Here is a 20,499-nt window from a genome sequence, read left to right on the forward strand (position 1 = left end):
GTTGCGACGACGAACCCGCACCACTCTTCGTCACCCGAGGCCGGTGCGTCTTGTACGTTTCTGACATGGATCCACACGGCGCACAGATCACCGCGTGGGCACCGGGCCTCGAGGGAATCACCGAGGTCTTTCATGCCGATTTTGTCGGCCACGCCTATCCGAAGCACACGCACGATCAGTGGTCGCTGATGCTCGTCGACCGCGGAACGATTGCGTACGACCTCGACCACCGAGCACACGGAGCGGCGCCTGAGATCGTGACACTGTTGCCGCCCGGCATCGCGCACGACGGAGTCCCGGTCACCGAGGCCGGATTTCGGCAACGAATCCTCTATCTCGAAACTTCAATTCTCGGCGAGGATCTGGTAGGCCGAGCAGTCGACTGTCCCGAGATTCGAGACCCTCTGCTGCGCCATCGCATCGATCAACTGCACTCTGCACTCGGCCCGGACGGCGAATCACTCGAGGCCGAAAGTCGCCTGGGATTCCTCGCTGAAAGATTGAACGAGATCCTCACACCGGCCACAGGTCGATCCCGTCACACGCCGACCGTTGACGAACGCGTTGCCGATCAACTTCGGGAGCTACTCGATGCGCGACTCACGACGGGGATCACGATGCGAGAAGCGTCGAGCATTCTGCAGCGGAACCCCACCTATCTGATCAAGAACTTCGCGACGCACTATGGCCTTCCGCCCCACAAGTACGTGACGGGACGCCGAATCGATCTGGCACGACGCGCAATCCTGGCCGGGCGCGAATTAGCGGATGTGGCCGTCGACGTCGGATTCCACGATCAAGCCCACTTGTCGCGACACTTCGTCAAGCACATCGGGGCGCCACCCGGCAGATACGCACTGAACGTCGTCGGCAGAGAGCGCTAGCCACAGCACCTGGCACCGGTTTCATCGAGCGAACACTTTTTCCAGTCAGCTGGAGCCTGTGTGCACTGAATGAAAACGGTGTCAGGTCCAGCGATCAAGCAGCCGTCTCGAGGTCGACCAGCAAGAACTCCTCGCGCCGCGGCCCCCAGTCACGATCGGTCAGCTGATACGAGCGCAACGCACGAGGTGCACGCGCTAACTCGTAGAAGCGCTCGGAGCCCGGCACGAACTGCGTCGTAGCCCAACCCCAATCTGCGCCGTGCGGAATCTTCGGGTCGGGAAGCATGTCGGACTCGATCGACATGAGCCGCAGGCGCCGAACTACTCCGGTCGTGGCGGCATCTGCGCCGAAATCTATCCACGCCTGACGCGCGTTTGGGTCGTCACGAGGAGTTCCGGCAAGTAGGTGCATTGCACCCGCGGCTTCGGCAACCGCCCACCGGCGCGGGTTGTCGGCATTCCACGAGAGCCCCCAACGGACGGTCTCCCCCAATTCTGGAGGGACAAACCACCGAAAACGCAGACCGTCGACGATGACCGGGGTGATCATCGCGTCGAGGTTCTCCGACGCACCGACCACTCGACCGGCTCCACCGCATCGTCGAGCCCGAGAACCACGCGAGCTGCGTTACGTCCTTGATCGAACAGGGACTGGCGAACCGTAGTCAGCCCTGCGTCCGACGCGGCTGCAGTGTCGTCCCACCCGACGACCGCGGCGTCGTCAGGCAACGCTAGGCCGAGTTCACGGATCGCGTCCAGCACCCCCAGAGCCAGTTCGTCACTCATCGCCAGCACTACATCGGGCCTACGGCTCGCCGGAACATCGAGCAGCAAGCGAGCCATTCGCGCTCCCTCGCTCCGCTCATTGACGGTGACAACCCCGACTCGTACCGACGACCAGTCGAGTCCGGCGTCCCGGACTGCGCGTTCATAACCCTTCAGCCGATGGCGGGAAACCGGGAAGAAGGCCTCACCCGGATCCACATCCATCCGGATCTCGGAACGACGCTCGCGATCCCACGGGAGGCTGATCACCGCGGGGCGCTGCGCCCCCGACAAACCGACCGCCGCAATCGCGGTCGCGCCGGCAACATCGTCCATCCCGACGAGATCCACACCCTCGTGCGCCGGCCCGCCTTGAATGCACGCAGGTTTTCCGGTGCCGACAATCGCGTCGAGGATCGGGTCGTCGAAGACTGTCGTCCAGACGACAAAACCGTCTACCGCTGCGTCGCGAACTCTGTCGACGTCTCCGGGTTTCCCCGAGTTCGGCAGCATCATCAATCCGGCATTCGCGTCCAGGCAGGCGTCGGCGACGCCCGACAGGAATCGCCGGGCTACTGCGTCTTCGAAGGCGTACGTCAGCTTCTCACTGAAGACGACCGCGATGTTGTTGAACTTGCCGCTCCGCAACGACTGCGCCGCTCGGTTGGGGCCCGAGTACTCGAGATCTTCAGCTGCCGCGAACACCTTGGCGCGTGTTGATTCCGACACGCGCTCGGGTTGTGCGAAGGAGTACGAGACCGACATCACCGATACGCCTGCGGCCTTGGCGACGTCGGCCATCGTCGGTCGACTCGAACGCTGTGCACGTGTGGCCATGCGCATCAGCATAGCGAGTGCAGAATATCCATTGCGCGGGTGTGTATCGGTACATGTATCGTTACACACCATGACCGCTCGACTGCCGAAGGCAACCACGCTACGGCTGATGACACTGGCCGGGGCAGCCTTCGCCTACGTGACGGCTGAAATGCTCCCCATCGGACTACTCAGCGAAATATCGTCAGATCTCGACGTCACCGAAGGGCGTGTCGGCCTTCTGCTGACCTTCTACGCATACGGTGTCGCGGCCCTGACGCTTCCGTTGATCTCTGCAGTCAAATCCTGGCCGCGCCGACGCGTTGTCGTTTTGACCGTGGCCACCCTCGCGGTGTCGCAACTGGTCGCTGCGTTGGCCGTCAACTATCCGATGCTGGTAATCGGGCGGTTGCTCTGCGCTGCGACGCACGGCGTGTTCTGGGCAGTGGTTGCGCCGGTCGCAGCGACTCTGGTTCCGCGCGGACAGCAGGGCAAGGCCATCGCGATGGTGTACGCCGGCACGTCTCTCGCTTTTGTTCTCGGAGGCCCCCTGTCTTCGGCGATCGGCCAGTCCTGGGGTTGGCGGACCGCGTCGGCGGCAATCGGTGTGGTGGCAGTGATCATCGCTTTCTCACTGCATCGTGCGTTGCCGGAAATGCCGGTCGATCAACTCCATCGGAGCAAGCGAGACAAGCCGAAGCCGACACCTGAGATGAGACGAGCACTCGCCGTCATTTGTGCGGCGACGCTGTTTGCTGCGCTGGGGCAGTTCGCGTCGTACACGTTCTTCACCCTTCTGGTGGAGCAGAGCCTTGGCTCGTCCGGTGGGATCCGTACCGCGATGCTTCTGGTGTACGGCGCCGCCGGCGCAGTCGGGGTTTGGGTTGCCGGCAAGTACTACGACCGCCGACCGCGCCTCTTCACGCTCATCTCGATCGCGACGGTGGCAGGCGCGCTGGCCATCTTCTGGCTCTTGGCGCCGTCGATGGGAGCGTTCGCAGTTGTCGCCACGATCTTGTGGGGCGCGGCGTTCACCACCGTTCCGATCTGCCTACAGTCCTCGGTTCTGCGCGCCGTCCCGATCGGGACCGACCGTGCCTCCGCCGTTTACGTGGTCGTGTTCCAGATCGCGATTGCGACCGGCGCATTGCTCGGCGCCGCTGTCGTCGACGGTGGAGGGATCTCGCATCTGGCGGGAATCGGGGTCGCTTTGATGATCGGTTCGTTGGTGATAGTCGGGTTCGGCCGACGCGCATTTCCCCGCGAACCGCAGCGGTCCACTCACTCCCCCACCGACGCGGCAGCCAGCCTCGCGTCGTAGATCAGGGTGTAGCGCCAGAACAGTCGCCTCTTGATCCTGCTACCTGGCAGATGCAGGGCGGCGGCGCGCCGGACGTCAGCCATCGACTCACCAGCTTCCGCGGTAGGAGCGGTCATCGACTTCAGCGACTCCACCGCAACGTGTCGATGCTCGAGCACGCCGACGACGGGATTGCAGACGGCCGCCAACACCGACAGGAGTCCGTCGGTCATGGTCGTCGATCGATAACACCCGACTACGACGAGCCGACCGCCCGGTTCGAGCAGGCCGCTCAGGCGTTTCATCGATTCTTCGAGTGGAAGATGGTGCAGCGCCGCGACGACGGTGATCGCGTCGTACCTCACCTCGGACGCGAAGTCGTCGAACCGCAGCGCTTCGATGATCACGTTCTCGTCGTCCGCAAACCTGGCGAGCACGGCGGCCGAGGTCGTGGGGTCGGGTTCGACGCCGACCACCACGTCGAACCGCGTACGCAGGAGGTCGATCACATTGCCCGTCCCGCACCCCACGTCCAGGGCGCGACCGGACCTGGTTCCGCCCAGACTGCGCAGAACCCACCGTCCGTAGTGATCGTTGTGACTCCACGGATGGCGCCGGTTGAAACCGTCCAAGCGAGCAATCACACCCATACCCGACGGTATCAATCCGCACCTCCCAAACCCGCCGTCACAATCGCGGGTCGACCGGCTCCGATTCGAGAGCCAACACCGCGAACACCGCCTGGTGTGCGCGCCACAACGGCTCGCGGTCAACCAACCGAGTCACCGCCTCCATGCCGAGCGCGTACTCGCGCAGCGCCATCGACTGCTTGTGCCCCAGGTTGCGATTGCGTAGCCGAGCAAGTGTCGACGGTTCGAGGTAGTCGGCGCCGTAGATCAAACGCAGGTACTCACGACCGCGAACCTTGATCCCCGGCTGAACCTTCGCGTTGTACCCGCGAGGTCCGTGAATCTGATTCGCCAGCGGTTTGACGACCATCCCCTCACCGCCCTCACCGGTGAGCGACTCCCACCACTTTTTCGCTTCGGACACCGAGTCTTCGGAACCGAGATCGACCACCAGTCGACGTGTGGTGGTAAATCGATTCGGCTTTGCCTCGGCCAGGCGGTCCGCAATTCCGAGGTGCCATTCGTGATCCCGTTCCCCGTACGACCGGCCCTCGGTCGCCAACACCTGAAACGGAGCGATGGTGACTCCGTCCAGCCCGTTCGTCGGCCACACGTACCGCCGGTACGCCTCACCGAAGCGCTCGATACTCCCGGCTCGGACCGATGTCTGCTCGAACATTTCCGCCACGTCCAGACCCCGCGAACCGGCCTGCGCCAACACTGCCTCGCGGGCGGCGAGATCAATTCGCCCCGCCGCCGCGACCGACGCGTACTGCGAGCGCAGCAGACCTTCTGCTTTGACGTTCCATGGCAACAGTTCGCAGTCGAGGAGCAGCCAGTCGGTGCCCAACTCTTCCCACAACCCAGCGGATGTGACTGCGGCGGCGATGTCGTCGACCAACTTCTGAGTCAGCTCGTCGTCGAAGAACTGGCGGCCGGTGCGGGTGTGCACCATGCCGGTGAGCGCATCCGGTGCGTCGAATCGGGACTGAGCAACCGATCGATCACGGCACACGAGCGCCACTGCCCGCGAACCCATGTGCTTCTCTTCGCAGATGACTGTTCCGATTCCGGCAGCCCGGTATGCGTCGAACGCGGTCGACGGGTGTTCCAGATAGTCGTCTGACTGGGCGCTCGCGCACGGCGCCATGGTCGGCGGTAGGTACCGCAGCCATGGCGGCGCGACCGCGAAGCGGCTCATCACTTCCAAGGCCCCGGCGGCGTTGTCGGTGCGCACGGACACCCGACCGCGGAGTTCAGTGTCGACGCCGGTCGTTTCGAGGACGTCGGCAAGATCGAGCACGTCTGGATCGCGAGTCGGCGGAGCCAGCGGCACGATCGGTTCGTACCAAACCTGCTCTGCCGGAACCGACACGATCTCGCGCTCCGGGTATCGAAGTGCGGTCAGAGATCCACCGAACACACAGCCGGTGTCGAGGCATGCTGTGTTGTTGATCCATTCCACCTCGTGGACCGGAGTGTGGCCGTAGAGGACCATCGCAGATCCTCGGTAGTCCTGCGCCCACGGGTATCGAACCGGCAAGCCGAATTCGTCCGTCTCACCGGTTGTTTCACCGTAGAGCGCAAAGCTCCGCACTCGGCCGGATGCCCTGTTGTGGTAGTCCTCCTTGAGACCGGCGTGTGCGACGACGAGTTTGCCGTCGTCCAGGACGAGGTGCGCGACGAGGCCGTCACAGAAGTCGAGGACGCTGTCGCGGAACTCCGCCGTCTCGGTGGCGAGCTGCTCGAGCGTCTCGGCCAGACCGTGACTCGCCGTGACCTTCTTGCCCCGCAGCGCTTTGACGAGTTTGTTCTCGTGGTTACCCGGAACCGCTATCGCATGTCCCGCCGCGACCATTCCCATGACCAGACGCAGCACACCGACCGAATCCGGTCCCCGATCGACGTAGTCTCCGAGGAAGACGGCAGTGCGCCCTTCCGGCGGCACGGCATCGACAGCGCCGCCATCGGCCCCGTAGTCGACGGTGTAGCCGAGTTTCGCGAGCAGCGTCTCGAGTTCACTGCGACATCCGTGGATGTCGCCGATGACATCGAACGGGCCACGCTCGACACGCAGATCGCTGCGGAGCGGGTGACGCGAGAACTCGGCTTCGGAAACCGCGTCCTCACCTCTGAGGATGTGAACCGAACGGAAACCTTCCTTGCCCAACCCGCGAAGCGAACGAGTCAACTGCTGGTGCTGGCGGCGAACGACATCGCGCCCGAACGTCCGATCAGCGCGAGCGTCGTTGCGTGCAGCACAGACCGATTCCGGGACGTCAAGCACAACTGCCACCGGTAGCACGTCGTGATCGCGAGCCAACGAAACGAGTCGCTTGCGCGCGGCGGGCTGGACGTTGGTCGCGTCGATCACCGTCAGACGTCCGCGTCGCAGACGCTTGGCTGCGACGAACTCCAGCACTTCGAAAGCGTCGGACGTCGATTCCTGCGAATTCGGATCGTCACTGACCCATCCTCTGAAGGTGTCACTCGAGAGAGTTTCGTACTCACCGAAGTGACGCGCGGCAAAGGTCGACTTCCCCGAGCCACTGACGCCGATGAGTACTACAAGAGCCAGGTCTGGAATTTCGTACGCCGTCATGACGTTCGTGCCTCCTTCGCGAAGATCGCCAATTGCGTCGGCCCGCCGTGGGCCGGATCGATTGTTCCGACAAATTCGAACTCCACGGAATAGCCATGGGCTCGGGCTGTTTCGGTTGCCCAGTCTTCGAATTGGGTTCGGGAGAACTCGAACCTGTGATCCGGGTGCCTGAACTCTCCCTCTGCCAACGCCGGATACAGAACGTTGTAGTCGGCATTCGGGGTAGTCAGCAGCACATATTGCGGCGCTGCGTCCACGAAGACCGATCTGACCAAAGCCGGTAGGCGCGCCGCGTCGACATGCTCGACCACCTCCATCAGCACGGCTGCGTCGAAGCCTTTCAACCGTGCGTCGCGGTAAGTCGCGGACGACTGCATCAAAGACACACGTTCACGTTGGACGTCGGACATTTCGGTGAACTTCAATCTCCGCTGCGCCCGCGTCAGTTCACGCGCGCTCACATCGACGCCGACAAGTTTGTCGAATTGCGCGTAGGGCATCAGCGCCTCGATCAGTTTCCCTTCGCCACAACCGATGTCGACGATTGTTCGAGCATTCAGTCGCTGGAGCGTCGCCAGAACCGCTTCGACACGAAGCCGTGCCAGCGGCGGATCCGGGCGCGGCAGTTCGATCTGCACCTCCGCTTGTTCGGGAATCAATCGGTCGACTACCGATTCGACCAGGTCACGTCGACGCGCCAGGTAGCGGGACATGATCAGCGCGGAATCCGGATGCGAAGCCAACCACTCCCCGGCGACGCGGATCAACTTGTCCGCCTCGTCCGATCCCACCCAGTAGTGCTTCACGTCGTCGAGTACCGGCAACAGCACATATAGGTGCCGAAGGGCGCTCTGCACGGTGTGTTCCCCGGTCAGTGTCAGCGACACGAAGTCGGAGTCTCCCCAATTCGGCAGGTGCGGATCAAGTTGCACCGGAGTCGCTGTCACGTCCCACCCCAGCGGCCCGAACAGACGACGCGGCAAGTCGGCATCGCCGCCGCACGGAACCACCGGAATCGAGACCGTCAACGCGAGTTCTGCCTCGACGAGTTCCGGATGCGACTTGCACGTTCCTGTCAACGCGGTACGGAACAGCTTCGACAAAGCAACCGAGAGGATCGACGACGCCGCATACGGTCGGTCGTTGACGTACTCCCCCAGCGAAAAGTTGTCACCACTCTTGCCGCGTCGATACCTGCTCTGCACAAGTTCGATGGGGTCGACGTCCACAATCACTGCCACAGTTGTCTTTTCGGCCGAGGCTTCCGGGTGCAGAACCGTGGCGGTGCCGATCGCCAAGTCGAAAGCTTGCACTCGGTCGGGATGTTTGTGCAGCAGGTAGCTCAACGCAGTCGCATCAGGAGTCTGCGAGGTCGGGGTGGTCGTCAGTGTCAGTAGCACCAGGCGAATGTAGCCCGGCAGACATCCGGAGCGCCTCCGATTTACGCGCCCGCAGTCGTCAGAACCGCGCAGCACTCAGAACAAGGTAAGAGCTGCCCCCGCACCTACCAGTTCACGCGGCGCTTCGCGCGATTGCTGGCCAGATGCATTGACGTCTCGATGCTCCGAACGACCACCCAACCCATGACGCTCGACCAGTGGCTCGACGCGGCTTGCGAGCCAACGCTTGTATTCGGGAGTGACGTACGCGCCCCGCCCGTACAGCTCGCGGTAGCGGCGGACGAGTGCCGGGTGTTCCTGAGCAAGCCAGTTCATGAACCAGCCCCGAGTACTGCCGCGCAGGTGCATCGGGAAGACCGTCACACTGGTCGCACCCGCCTCTGACAGTGCCTCGAACAGACCGTCGAGGTGACTGGTGGAATCGGTGAGGAACGGAATGACCGGCGCCACCATCACATTGCACGCGAATCCAGCGTCGGCGACAGCGCGGATCATCTCGAGGCGCGCACGCGGCGACGGTGTGCCAGGTTCGATCTGCTTCTGAAGTACGGCGTCGTTGATCGCCAACGACACTCCGATTCCGACGTCGACCTGCTCCGACGCCATCTTCAACAGTGGCAGATCCCGCCGGAGCAGAGTTCCCTTCGTCAGGATCGAGAAGGGAGTTCCCGATTCGGTCAGCGCGCGAATGATGCCGGGCATCAAGCGGTATCGCCCCTCGGCTCGCTGATAGGGATCGGTGTTGGTGCCCAGTGCCACCGCCTCCCGTTTCCAGGACTTTCGCGCCAACTCCTTGCGGAGGACCGCGGCGATGTTCGTCTTCACGACCACCTGGGAGTCGAAATCCGCGCCGGCGTCGAGGTCGAGATACTCGTGGCTCGGCCTCGCGAAACAATATCGGCATGCGTGTGAGCAGCCACGAAAAGCGTTGACGGTGAAGCTGAACGGCAACGTCGACTCTTCGGGCATCTTGTTGAGCGCGCTCTTGCAGAGCACCTCGTGAAACGTGATTCCCTCGAACTCCGGAGTCTGCACGGAGCGAACCAACCCGGCCCGTTCGAGTCCGGGTAGCGCTCCGTCGTCTGCATCCAATGCCTGACCCGACCACCTCATGCCCCAAGTCGAACACTTGTTCTAAGGTATGTCAAGACGGAGCAAATACCCGACCGTGCCTCACCACGGCCGGGAAGTTGTTGGCAGAATTCGGTGCATGTCGAACAGAATCAATATTTCGTCCGGTTCCGAATGGGAACCCAAGATCGGTTACTCCCGCGCCGTGCGCATCGGCAACCAGATCGCAGTCTCCGGCACCACCGCTCCTGGTGAGACCCTCACCGATCAGACACGCGCGGCGCTCGAAACGATCAAGGCAGCACTTGCCGAGGCCGGCGCCTCGCTCGACGACGTCATTCGCACTCGCATGTACCTTCGCGACATGACGCAGTGGGAGCAGGCCGCTCTCGCCCACGGTGAAGTGTTCGGCGAGATTCGTCCCGCCACGACCATCCTCGAGGTCAGCTCGCTGATCGACCCCGCTCTGCTCATCGAGATCGAGGCCGACGCGGTCCTCAGCTGATCGTCAATCCGGACGTTTGTGACAGTGGGCGCCTAGTCTGAGCCGATGAAACCGATGCGGCTGTATCCGTTGACGCTCGCGCTCGGCATCACCGTCACTTTTCTCTCGCCCGGCTCTGCACTTGCAGAACCGGGCGAGAGTTTTTCGACGGCCTGCGGCAGCCCGCTGAGCAATGACGAGGTGGATCGGATTGCCGAACTCAGCGACGTCACGACGCTGAACGGCGGCGGACTACCTCGCCTCGAGACGGCTGTCGAACGTCATCGGGAGATCACGTCGATCCTCGTCTCACACCACGATTGGCGAGGCCTGTTTTCCATCGGCCTCGACGCTGTCGAGCACGAGGCGGTAATGCCCCTGCAGCGAGATCATGCAGCTTTCGACAATGACGAATGGGCCCATTCGGTCAGCTATGAATTGCTGCGCAGGTACCTGGTGAACGTCCACGCGGAGTTCACGGGTACCCCCACCGATCCGGCGTGGAGCAACTATTTCACTCTGACGCGTCAGTGCGACACCAGTCCCGCGCGGGTCGCCATGGCCGGCTACAACGCGCATCTCACCGTCGACCTCGCTCATGCCGTCGCCACATCCGGAACCACTGCAGAGGATGTTCCCGATTTCTACAAGATCGTCGATTCCATTGCCGTCAAGGGTGGTTCGATCGTGACCCTCACCAAGGCCGAGTACGACGCTGACCTCGGGCCGCTCTGGCGGTTCTACTTCGTCGGCGAAGGACTCGACCGGTTGGCCGGAAACTCGCAGCCCTCGGAACTGCTGCTCCGCGCAGCCGACAGCGGATACAACACCATCACACTGGCCAACGGGTTCGCCCTCCAGAATCCGCAGACCCGTCCTGGCGCCGAGCAGGAGATCGACGCACTCTGGCGCACCACGGATTCAGCTCTCGACGTACTCGCACGGCTCGGCGGTCTGTGACTTCTCACCCTCTGCCGACCTGAAACGGACACACCTGAGACAATGACCCCATGACGGGGCACTCGGCGGGGCAAGGCATGCAGAGTCCCGCCATGCGCCGGGTACGAGACCTGTTGCGCGGACCCGCAATTGTCTGCAGCGAACAGGCCACCATCCGTGAGGCCGCGAAGTTGATGACCGACGCGGGCCGCCGTGCTGTTGTGATCCCTACGGCTACAACCGGTTTCGGAATCTTCACCGAGGGTGACTTGCGAGCTCGCGTGGTAGTCGGTGGCGTCGACAGCAGTCAGCCGGTTTCGACGGTGATGACGCCGTCTGCGGTGACAGTCGACCCTGATCGACTGGGCGCCGACGCCGTGACCGACATGCTCGAGTACGGATTGCGCCACCTCCCGGTCGTGACCGAGGCAGGCACGTTGATGGGTGTGCTCGAACTCAGTGACCTCCTGACTTCGGCCACCAATCAAGGTTTCGAACTGCGAGCAGCACTCGCCACGGCGCAAGACGACGCGCACCTCGTCGAAACCGCCCGTGCCGTACCGGTTCTGGTGACGGAGTTGGTGGCGTCGCGGGTCTCTCCGCTCGACATCGGCGCCACGCTCGCCGTGCTGATCGACGTCACAGTCAGGCGAGCCATAGAGTTGGTTGTCGGCGGCGACGAACGACCGGATTTCGCGTGGCTGTCGCTCGGCAGCGTCGCGCGGCGTGAAGCGCTCCCGTCCTCGGATATCGACAGCGCGCTGGTGTGGGGCGGCGAATCCCATCACGAGGGTGCCGACGCCGCGAAGCGCATCCACGATATCCTCGATCTCTGTGGGTTCCCGCGAGACACCAAGAACGCCGTCGCCACCCAGGCCAGGTTTGCGCGAACGCTGCCACAATGGCGCACTGCGCTGCGAAAATGGGTCTCCAATCCGTACCAGGACCAAGCGCTGGTCATGTTGTCGATGCTGGCGGATGCCCGCGTCGTCGCGGGCGACCCGGCGCTGGACCCTCGCCCTGCAGCGTTGGATCAACTGCGACTGCATCCGGCCGTGATGCGTGTACTACTTCGCGAAGCGGTCAGCGACAAGGCAAAACTTCATTCGTTCAAAGACGTGGTCACGCGTCGGACCGGAACCGTCGACCTCAAAGCCAGCGCAGTCCAACCGATCGTGAACATCGCTCGATGGGCGGGGATTTCCGTGGGTGCCCGCACGAGTTCGACACTCGAACGACTCAAGGCTGCAGCGGGGAGCGGTTTTCTACTCGACGACGACGCCCAGGTGCTGATCGAGTCTTTCGAAGTCTTGCAGCAGATTCGCGTCCGCCACCAGACCGATCAGTTCTCCGCGGGTAGGCCGCCAACCGACGAGGTCGTGATTTCCGAACTCACACCACTCTCACGCAGCTTGCTGAGCAACGCGGTGCGCGAGGTCGCAGGTGTGCAGCGACGCCTCGAGTACGCCGCGTCCGCGTCGGCGCTACCCGACATCGACCCGTGAATCGCAGTGCGCTCGAACAGGTTCTGACCGCGGAGCGACTCGAAGGCTGGGATCCGAACGATGAGCAGATCGCGGAACTCGAAGCCGTCCTGATCGGGATGCTTTCTCGGCGTGAGTATTTCGAGCAGGAGCTGGCGCGGGCCGTCGGCCTCTCGTCAACGATTCCCCCGCGGATCCGCTGGCGACGATCAGCGCCGTACGTCTATCGCGGTACGTCGGTACTCAAGAACAACTTCGACGTACGAGATGCTGCTGCACTACAGTCGCTGGAATTTGCGGCGACCGCACTGCGTCTGGGCGAGGCACATCTCGCAGACGAACTAGTGCCGCACACAGGCGACACTGTCGAACTTCTCCTTCTTCACCAGCATGTTTTCCAAGACCTGTACCAGTGGGCCGGCCACATCAGAACCGTCGACATCAAGAAGGGCGCGGCCACCTTTGCTCCGGTTTCCGCGATCCGGAACTACCTGTCCGAGGTGGAAGAGATCATCGCCGCCGTCGACTGGACCACGCTCGACCGCGGCGCTGCGTCGTTCGCGCTCGCGTCGGTGTACTCGACTCTCAATCACGCCCACCCGTTTCGGGAAGGAAACGGCCGAACCGGAACCCTCTTCCTGCATCGACTCGCCGCCGACACCCGGTATCAGCTCGACTTGTCGCCGGTGAGCAGAACCGAATGGGTATCGGCGTCGAGGGATTCTTCGCCTTTCCGGCCCACCGGAACGCCATCGCCGCGCCCGTTCATCGATCTGTTCAATCGCGCGCTGACTCGCCGGGGAACCCCGTAAGGGGCGAACTGCTTTGGACGATCACCACAAGCATCCCCTCGTCCGAACCGGACTCGTGGATCTCCCCCGGGCTCCACAACACTGCATCGCCTGACGACATCGCGACCCGTCGGCCGTCGGCCTCGGCTACCCAACCTGAGCCGTCCACGACGACGAATAACTGCCAGAGCTTCGCGGAGTGCTTACCCAACAGGCTGTTCGGCCGACACCACGCGAAGTGACTCCTGAATTCTCCACCGTCCACCGAACGGGCGAGCTGCATCATGGTGATGTTCCGGCTGCCGTACTCGTCGGCGTCCAAGCTCCCCTCGGGCAGGGTCACGAATCGCATGGCTGAGTGTCGCCCACGTCGTCGACCAGCGCAACGACCAAAGATGGCCGCCGGTGGGGACTGAACACCTTTACTACTGAGTGAGCACCGCCTCCGTCACTCTGGAAGCGGTGCTCACTCGGAGAAAACGGTGATCAGTCGGCAATCAACCGGGTAGCGAGAACTCCCCCGCATCCGACCAGCGCTGACGCTCGGCCCCGAACGCGACGGACTGCATCGCGCGGAACTCCTCGATGGAGCGCGAATTCGACGCGAGGAACTCCTGATGCTCGGCCAGGGAGAAACTTCCGTCCTCGATCTCGACTCCCCCGCCGCGGCCGGCGGCGGTGTCCGCACGCAGATCCATCAACTCTTCCGGCTCGACGGGATACCAGGTGATCCGGTCGAAGAATCGCAGTAGCCAGGGAGTGCCCTCCTCGAACGGACCCGACTTCGCGGGGTGGCGGTGATTCCACACCTGCGTCGTACGTCCGACGAACTGGTACCCACCTGGGCCTTCCATGCCGTAGATGCAGAGGTAAGCCCCACCGATCCCGACGGCGTTTTCCGGGGTCCAGGTGCGGGCAGGGTTGTACTTGGTCGTGACCAGGCGATGGCGCGGATCGAGCGGTGTCGCGACCGGCGCTCCGAGGTAGACGTCGCCGAGGCCGAGCACCATGTACTCGGCGCCGAAGACGGTGTCGAACACGTCGTTCACGGATTCGAGACCGTTCATCCGGCGGATGAACTCGATGTTCCACGGGCACCACGGCGCGTCGGCGCGAACGCCGTGCATGTACCGCTGGATCGCTTCGCGCGTTGCCGGGTCGTCCCACGAAAGTGGCATCCGCACAGTGCGACTGGGCACCACGAGTTCGTTGGCCGCCGGCAAGGTGTCCTCTGCCTCGGCGAGCATTCCCATCAGTGTGCCGACGGGCAGGACGTCGGGGTCAACGCGGACCTGCAGGCTGCGGATTCCCGGCGTGAGATCGAGTAGTCCGGCCGGTTTCTCGAGTTCGAGTCGCTGATGCAGCGCGTGTGCACGCGCACGCAGGGCCAGATCGAGATTCATGTCGCCGTACTCGACCAACACGTTGTCGTCACCCGAGCGGCGATACGTCACCGGGGTGTCGCCGTCGCGGCGGGCGATGACGCCGTCGTCGCCGTCACCGCCGGTGGAATGCACAACCGAACTGGAGGCTCGACGCGATACTCCCAGGTCACGGCGCGAGGCCGCCCGTTCGGCACGAACCGGTACGAAGCGAATCTTGTTGCCGGGAGCCAACTGTCCGAGCTTCCATCGATCGGCGGAAACGACCGTGATCGGGCAGACGAAGCCGCCGAGGCTCGGTCCGTCGGGTCCGAGGAGGATGGGTGTGTCGCCGGTGAAGTCGAGTGCACCGATCGAGTACGCGTTGTCGTGAATGTTCGACGGGTGAAGGCCCGCTTCGCCTCCTGTGGTTCGAGCCCAGTCAGGTTTCGGCCCGACCAACCGGACTCCGGTGCGGTCGGAGTTGAAGTGGACCTCGTACTCGGTCGCGTACAGAGTGTCGATGTCGGAGCGGGTGAAGAACTCCGGCGCCCCGTGCGGGCCCTCGGTCACCGCGAGTTCCCAGCACGTGTGTATCGCCGGAACATGCTCGGCGGGAACAGCTCCCGCGGCCGCGGTCGCCTGTCCGAGTTTGAGAACGTCTCCTGCACGCAGGGTCCGGCCTTCGTGTCCACCGAACCTACCCAGGGTGAAGGTCGAGGCGCTGCCGAGATAGTCGTCGGTCTCGATTCCGCCCTGCACGAGTACGTAGATGCGCAGTCCCGGACCGCTGACCGTTCCGACGTCGAGCACCGCTCCAGCGGGAACGAAAACTGGTCGCCACTGACCGTGTGCGACGCCGTCGACGGTCACCGACACCGGGGCGCCTGTGACGCACACCGTGGTGTCTTCGTCAAAGGTCATCGCAGGTCCGGCCATTGCGCATTCGATTCCCGGAGCGCCTTCAGGATTTCCGAGTGCGGTGTTTCCCAACCGAAACGACAGGTCGTCCATCGGGCCCGATGGAGGGACTCCGATCTGCCAATATCCAACCCGTCCGGGATAGTCCTGAACCGTCGTCAACATTCCGGGACGCACGATGGTCAGCTTTGCGTTCATTCGTCTGCTCCCGGCCGTGTGACGATCATGCGGACGGCCGTCGGATCGAAGCCGTTGCACGGGTTGTTGATCTGCGGGCAGTTGGACACGAGGACAAGCGCGTCGCGTTCGGCACGCAACGCGAGCCGCTTTCCCGGCGCCGACAGTCCGTCGACGATGCCGAGCGTGCCGTCGGGGTCGACCGGGACGTTCATGAAGAAGTTGATGTTGGACACCAGGTCCCGTTTACCGAGCCCCCATTTGGCGCCCTCTACGAGGAAGTTCTCGACGCACGCGTGCTGATGCTTGGTGTGGTGGCCGTATCGCAACGTGTTCGATTCCTGAGAGCACGCGCCGCCGACCGTGTCGTGGTTTCCGACCTCGTCCGCAACAAGTGTCATGAGCGGAGTTCCGTCGTCACTGCGGAGCACGGAGCCTGTGGTCAGGAACAGATTCCGCTGGGCGGCGACAGTCGCTGCTGCCGAATACCGAACGCTGTGATCGTCACCGGCGTAGACGAGTGTGTCGACGGCTTGATTTCCGTGCAGATCGACGATGGTCAGGACGTCACCGGCACGAACGAGCGCTGACCACGGCCCGAACGCGTCAGCGATCTCGTCGAGGATCACCGTTCCGGGAACGAGGGCGGGGACATCCAAGGTGGTGGTCATGCGATCTCCTCCAGGTTCGAAGCCGTCCAGGCGTCTTCGGTATTGAGCACTGCGCGTTGGTATTCCGGCCCGCGATCGACGAGGCTGTCGAGTTCGTCGGCCGCATTCCACGCGAGCACTTCGAGGGACGTGGTGGGAAACTCCGACGCCGGGTCGAGTGGGTGCGCGGTGTTGGCGATCATCACGATGACGGGCAGGTGGATCAGAAGGTCAACCGTTGCACCTGCTCCGGCGGATCCGGTGCTGGTGAGAGCGCCGTCGGCTTCGACGCGCACACCGTGGAAGAACGACAACGGAGGCGCTATGTCCTGCTGCCCGAGTCCGTTCTTCGCGGCAGCCACGGTGAAAAGTTCGCGTCCGGCGGGTGAGGCACTATGCAACGAACCCTGACCGTATTTCGCCTCGTTGGTGGCGCGCGATGTCGTTCCACAGAACGCGTCGTGGTGACCCGAGGTGTCTGCGACGACGGTCGCGAGTACTCGCCCCTGATCGGAGAGCAATGGGTGCCCGACGCCGAGATACGCCTGCCACGGCACCTTGACGGTATCGGCGACGTTGAGCCGCTCCCAGGGAGCGTCGGCGCGGTAGAGCAAGACATTGGCGCAGGCGCTGCCAACGACGTCGCGAAGTCGCAATCGCGTTCCACGGGCGAGAATCTTCGTCGTGTATCGCCCGCCCGGCACCGTTTCAGCCCAGGTCAGACGCTCCGAGGCGACGTCCTCGGGTGGGTACGGCCAACGCGTTGCAGGCAAAACGGGCATGGAATCGGTGATCGTTCCGGCTTGGGACCGGGCATGCTCGCGGGCTCCGGCGGTGGTCTGGGTAGTCATGGTCAGGCTCCGATCGTGACGGGATTCGGGGTGGCGCGGCCGCGCGGGAAGCAGGCGACTCCAAGCCCGACGACCAGCGCAATCGTGATGGGGGCAGCCCACTGCAGGATGGGATATTCGCCGGTGGGATTGAAGATCTCGGCCCGCGGCCAGGACAGGTTGATCACCATCAGTGCGCCGTACACCACCGCCGCGATATTGACAGGCACTCCCCAGATACCGAGGGAGAACAGCTTTTCACCTTCGGCATCGAACTTGGGGCCGGCAGCGGTGCGCGGCCAGCCCTTGAGCCGCTGAATCAACAGCGGCACAGTTACCATGAGGTAGGCCAAGTAGATCAAGATGATGCACACGCTGGACAGGGTCGCGAAAATTGCCGAGTTGCCCACGTTGACGGCCAGAACGGCGATGCAGATCAGGCCGATGAGGATGGACGGTGCGATAGGTGTTCCAGTGCGGGGGTTCACCTTTGCCAGGATCGGCGAGGCCGGCAGACGCCCGTCGCGGGCCATGGAGAACATGAGCCGCGATGCTGCGGTCTGAATTGCCAAGGTGCATACGAACACTGCGATCGAGACGTCGATCAGCAGAACGGTGCCCCACGGCGAACTCAGGATGGACGTCAGTACGTACGGCAAACCTTCCGTGGCCAGGCGACCGTCGGTGAGCGAAGGCGCCGCCATCAACGCGCCGAGGATCATCAAGCCGCCACCGAGTGCGGACGCAGAGAGTGCAAGACGGATCGTGCGGGGTGCAACGCGTCGAGGATTGCGGGTCTCCTCGGCCAATTCCCCTGCCGAACCGAATCCGACCATGACGTAAGCGGCCATCAGTCCGGACATGATCCACGCCCAGGCGTATCCGGGCTGACCGCCGGCACTGCCGGTGTCGAAGACGACGTCCGGTCCGCGCTGAGCGTGGGTGAAGAACATCCCGACCACAGCGATGACACCGACAATTTCGCAGGTCACACCGATGTTGTTGATACGCGACATCCAGTTGACGCCGATGCAGTTGATGAAGGTGGTGAGAACCAGAAGTACCGAACCGAGTAGCACCGCATTGGCAGCACCACTCGAGGAGGTGAGCGCGCTGTCCTCGCCGATGATCTGGAACCCACTCCACACATTGGGGAGCACAACTTGCAAGGCGATGGCGGCCGCCGATGCGGTGACGATCTGCGCGAGAATCATGAACCACCCGGCGAACCAGCCGACGATCTCACCGCCCATTCGCCGCGACCACTGGTAGATGGCACCCGAAATCGGATATCTGGCAGCAAGTTCCGCGAAGTTGAGCGCGACCATGAACTGTCCGATGAAGACGACCGGCCAGGTCCAGAAGAAGGCCGGCCCCGCGAAACCGAAACCGAGACCGAACAATTGGAAGATCGTGGTCAGAATGGAGACGAAGGAGAAGCCCGCGGCAAACGACGCGAACTTTCCCAGCGATCGATGCAGCTGCTGCTCGTAGCCGAACTCCGCGAGGTCACCGTCGTCGTGAGGTGAAGAGGCGAGCGCGGATGCGGTTGTGGGCTGCGCAGCCGGGGTGGTTGCACTCAACGGCGTACTCCTTCGGCGAAGCGATTCAGAGGCGAATAACTGTCGATTGATAGTTTTCGCGAAATCCACTCGCCGCAGGTGACGCCCGCGTATACGATTCGCCCGATTCTGTAACAGGCTCGTTGAGTACGTTTCGAGCACGTGACCAAATGCTCACAGGGACGTCCACCCCGCATGTAAGGCCTCGGCCTGCCACTATGGAAGGCGTGACCAACGCCGGCCCCGGACGACCCCGCCTGACCCCTCGCCGACGCCCGGGTGGAACCGCCCGGGCGGAGATCTTGGATGCTGCCGCGGAACTGTTCACCACCCGAGGCTTCGCGGCGACGTCGACGCGCCATATCGCCGAAGCAGTCGGGATGCGTCAGGCGTCTCTGTACAACCATTTCGCCACCAAAGACGACATCCTCGTTGCGCTACTCGCCGACACGGTGACTCCGGCGATCGACTTCGCAGAGAATCTCAGGCCGCTCGACGCCTCACCCGAGGTGAAGCTGTACGCGCTTTCGTACATCGACGCGGCGCAACTGATCACCGGACGGTGGAACCTCGGCGTCCTCTACCTCTTGCCGGAACTGAGAAGCGACCGGTTCATGTCGTTCCGGGCCGATCGCGATCGGCTTCGCGAGCAATACCGGACACTCGCCCAGGCAGTGCTCGCCGCGATTGGCGATCCGGTATCGACTCTGGCCGAGCTTCCGTTTCGCCTGGTCGAAAGCGTGATCAGCGCGCGAGCCGACGCGCTCGAAGGAACGCCGATCCCCGACGCCGCCGTCATCGCCGGGTCGGCATTGCACATTCTGGGGTGGCGCCAGGATCTTGCTCCTCTCCATACGGAAGCGGCGGAACTCATCTCGAACGCAGAAACGCCGAAATTGTCCGGGGCTGAATCAGCTCCGGACAATTTCGACGCAATGAGGACCTAAACGGCCACGAGACTAGACCGAGAGGGACTGTCCCGGGAAGATGAGGTTGATGTTCGGGACCTGGCTGGCGAGGTTCTCGAGCGAGATGCCGTGTGCAGCAGCGATCTTCGACAGGGTGTCGCCTGCCTTGACCACGTAGTTGCCGCTTCCGGTGCTTGCCGCCGGAGCCGACTCGACGGAAGCCTCAGCGGTGATGGGAGCTGCTGCGGCCTCGTAGTTGCCCGCGGTGGTGCCGGTGGTCAGGTACTGACCGCAGACGGGCCATGCGCCGACGCCCTGGCCTGCGAGAACGTTCTCGGCGACACGGATCTGCTCGGACTGGCTGGCGTTGGCAGCGTTGCCGGATCCGCCGAATGCGTTCCAGGTGCTCTGCGTGAACTGCAGTCCGCCGTAGAAGCCGTTGCCGGTGTTGGCGGCCCAGTTGCCGGAGGACTCGCAGTTGGCGACTCCGGACCAGTCGTGGCCGGCTGCCGACGCGGTGCCGGTGCTCATGGCGAGCGGGATCGCGACGACTGCGCCTGCGGTTGCAACTGCGCCGAGGGCGCGCTTGAAGGTGATGCTGGTCATTGGGTAAATCCTCTCCGCCACCGCGGACGACGTCGGCCCGGACGCTTTCACGTCTCGTCGATCGACTCGCCTGTTTCACTCCTGCCCCGCGAAGGTTTCGGGAGTACCGGACCCGCGGGGCAGAAGCACGCAGTTGCGGGTCGGTGTTTGCCCGGTAGTTTCGGGCTGTCAACGACCGTAGGCGATGGTCACGGATTGGTCACGGGGCAGTTTTCCAGCACTGCCGTACCAGAATCTGCGAAGAATCGGGCAATAGCCGCAGGTCAGCTAGTTGATTCGAGCTTCAACCATACCGATCGTTATCCGTCCGTTATGTGGC

The 20,499-nt window shown here is 63.4% G+C and carries 19 protein-coding genes; 7 read left to right on the top strand and 12 right to left on the bottom strand.

The genetic code is table 11. The annotated features are described in order from the left end of the window. Positions 1-65: 65 nt before the first annotated feature. Positions 66-884 carry an AraC family transcriptional regulator gene (locus ACWF6P_RS10420; RefSeq protein WP_452620958.1) on the top strand — a complete coding sequence of 273 codons (819 nt, stop codon included), beginning with the start codon at positions 66-68 and terminating at the stop codon, positions 882-884. Positions 885-978: 94 nt separating this feature from the next. On the opposite strand, the gene ACWF6P_RS10425 is transcribed toward ACWF6P_RS10420, so the two are convergent. Beyond that, positions 979-1,464 carry a hypothetical protein gene (locus ACWF6P_RS10425; protein ID WP_452620959.1) on the bottom strand — a complete coding sequence of 162 codons (486 nt, stop codon included), beginning with the start codon at positions 1,462-1,464 and terminating at the stop codon, positions 979-981. Continuing rightward, positions 1,431-2,486, bottom strand: a complete 1,056-nt coding sequence (locus ACWF6P_RS10430) for a LacI family DNA-binding transcriptional regulator (RefSeq protein ID WP_452620960.1) — start codon at positions 2,484-2,486, stop codon at positions 1,431-1,433. The genes ACWF6P_RS10425 and ACWF6P_RS10430 overlap by 34 nt, the downstream gene beginning before the upstream one ends. 70 nt (positions 2,487-2,556) lie before the next feature. Between ACWF6P_RS10430 and ACWF6P_RS10435 the strand changes: the two genes are divergently transcribed. Further along, positions 2,557-3,786 (top strand): MFS transporter, encoded by a 1,230-nt coding sequence (locus ACWF6P_RS10435; protein ID WP_378445911.1) that lies wholly within the window; start codon positions 2,557-2,559, stop codon positions 3,784-3,786. Here ACWF6P_RS10435 and ACWF6P_RS10440 read toward each other — a convergent pair. The 4 genes from ACWF6P_RS10440 to ACWF6P_RS10455 are packed head-to-tail and all read right to left on the bottom strand — an operon-like array spanning position 3,747 to position 9,509. Further along, positions 3,747-4,415 (bottom strand): class I SAM-dependent methyltransferase, encoded by a 669-nt coding sequence (locus tag ACWF6P_RS10440; RefSeq protein WP_452620961.1) that lies wholly within the window; start codon positions 4,413-4,415, stop codon positions 3,747-3,749. The genes ACWF6P_RS10435 and ACWF6P_RS10440 overlap by 40 nt on opposite strands. A 37-nt stretch (positions 4,416-4,452) precedes the next feature. Then, a complete protein-coding gene (locus ACWF6P_RS10445; RefSeq protein WP_452620962.1) occupies positions 4,453-6,996 on the bottom strand; it encodes a polynucleotide kinase-phosphatase in 2,544 nt (847 codons plus the stop codon). Beyond that, positions 6,993-8,417: a 3' terminal RNA ribose 2'-O-methyltransferase Hen1 gene (locus tag ACWF6P_RS10450; RefSeq protein ID WP_452621012.1), complete on the bottom strand. Its 1,425-nt coding sequence runs from the start codon at positions 8,415-8,417 to the stop codon at positions 6,993-6,995. The genes ACWF6P_RS10445 and ACWF6P_RS10450 overlap by 4 nt, the downstream gene beginning before the upstream one ends. A 54-nt stretch (positions 8,418-8,471) precedes the next feature. Further along, entirely contained in the window at positions 8,472-9,509 is a 1,038-nt protein-coding gene (locus tag ACWF6P_RS10455) for an Rv2578c family radical SAM protein (protein WP_452620963.1), read from the bottom strand. A 97-nt stretch (positions 9,510-9,606) separates the two neighbouring features. Between ACWF6P_RS10455 and ACWF6P_RS10460 the strand changes: the two genes are divergently transcribed. From ACWF6P_RS10460 to ACWF6P_RS10475, 4 genes are read left to right on the top strand one after another with little or no spacing between them, the layout of a single operon-like run. Further along, positions 9,607-9,972: a RidA family protein gene (locus ACWF6P_RS10460; RefSeq protein ID WP_019748335.1), complete on the top strand. Its 366-nt coding sequence runs from the start codon at positions 9,607-9,609 to the stop codon at positions 9,970-9,972. A 54-nt stretch (positions 9,973-10,026) separates the two neighbouring features. Continuing rightward, positions 10,027-10,911, top strand: a complete 885-nt coding sequence (locus ACWF6P_RS10465) for a DUF5995 family protein (protein WP_452621013.1) — start codon at positions 10,027-10,029, stop codon at positions 10,909-10,911. 50 nt (positions 10,912-10,961) lie between these two features. Then, on the top strand, positions 10,962-12,395 hold the full coding sequence (locus ACWF6P_RS10470) for a putative nucleotidyltransferase substrate binding domain-containing protein (RefSeq protein ID WP_452620964.1): 1,434 nt from the start codon (positions 10,962-10,964) through the stop codon (positions 12,393-12,395). Beyond that, positions 12,392-13,186, top strand: a complete 795-nt coding sequence (locus tag ACWF6P_RS10475) for a Fic/DOC family protein (protein WP_452620965.1) — start codon at positions 12,392-12,394, stop codon at positions 13,184-13,186. The genes ACWF6P_RS10470 and ACWF6P_RS10475 overlap by 4 nt, the downstream gene beginning before the upstream one ends. On the opposite strand, the gene ACWF6P_RS10480 is transcribed toward ACWF6P_RS10475, so the two are convergent. From ACWF6P_RS10480 to ACWF6P_RS10500, 5 genes are all read right to left on the bottom strand, one after another. Further along, complete coding sequence (locus ACWF6P_RS10480; RefSeq protein ID WP_452620966.1) at positions 13,152-13,517, bottom strand: cupin domain-containing protein; 366 nt, start codon at positions 13,515-13,517, stop codon at positions 13,152-13,154. The genes ACWF6P_RS10475 and ACWF6P_RS10480 overlap by 35 nt on opposite strands. Before the next feature lie 145 nt (positions 13,518-13,662). Continuing rightward, positions 13,663-15,645 (bottom strand): 5-oxoprolinase/urea amidolyase family protein, encoded by a 1,983-nt coding sequence (locus tag ACWF6P_RS10485; protein WP_452620967.1) that lies wholly within the window; start codon positions 15,643-15,645, stop codon positions 13,663-13,665. Continuing rightward, the gene (locus ACWF6P_RS10490) at positions 15,642-16,295 is read right to left on the bottom strand and encodes an urea amidolyase associated protein UAAP2 (protein WP_347872683.1); all 654 of its coding nucleotides are present in this window, start codon (positions 16,293-16,295) and stop codon (positions 15,642-15,644) included. The genes ACWF6P_RS10485 and ACWF6P_RS10490 overlap by 4 nt, the downstream gene beginning before the upstream one ends. Next, on the bottom strand, positions 16,292-17,125 hold the full coding sequence (locus ACWF6P_RS10495; protein ID WP_452620968.1) for an urea amidolyase associated protein UAAP1: 834 nt from the start codon (positions 17,123-17,125) through the stop codon (positions 16,292-16,294). The genes ACWF6P_RS10490 and ACWF6P_RS10495 overlap by 4 nt, the downstream gene beginning before the upstream one ends. A gap of 2 nt (positions 17,126-17,127) precedes the next feature. Next, the gene (locus ACWF6P_RS10500; protein WP_452620969.1) at positions 17,128-18,687 is read right to left on the bottom strand and encodes an amino acid permease; all 1,560 of its coding nucleotides are present in this window, start codon (positions 18,685-18,687) and stop codon (positions 17,128-17,130) included. A gap of 197 nt (positions 18,688-18,884) precedes the next feature. Between ACWF6P_RS10500 and ACWF6P_RS10505 the strand changes: the two genes are divergently transcribed. Further along, a complete protein-coding gene (locus ACWF6P_RS10505) occupies positions 18,885-19,613 on the top strand; it encodes a TetR/AcrR family transcriptional regulator (RefSeq protein WP_452620970.1) in 729 nt (242 codons plus the stop codon). 12 nt (positions 19,614-19,625) lie between these two features. Here ACWF6P_RS10505 and ACWF6P_RS10510 read toward each other — a convergent pair whose 3' ends face one another. Then, positions 19,626-20,180 carry a LysM peptidoglycan-binding domain-containing protein gene (locus ACWF6P_RS10510; RefSeq protein WP_378533232.1) on the bottom strand — a complete coding sequence of 185 codons (555 nt, stop codon included), beginning with the start codon at positions 20,178-20,180 and terminating at the stop codon, positions 19,626-19,628. Positions 20,181-20,499: the final 319 nt, after the last annotated feature.

Source organism: Rhodococcus sp. NPDC055024 (assembly GCF_053608585.1).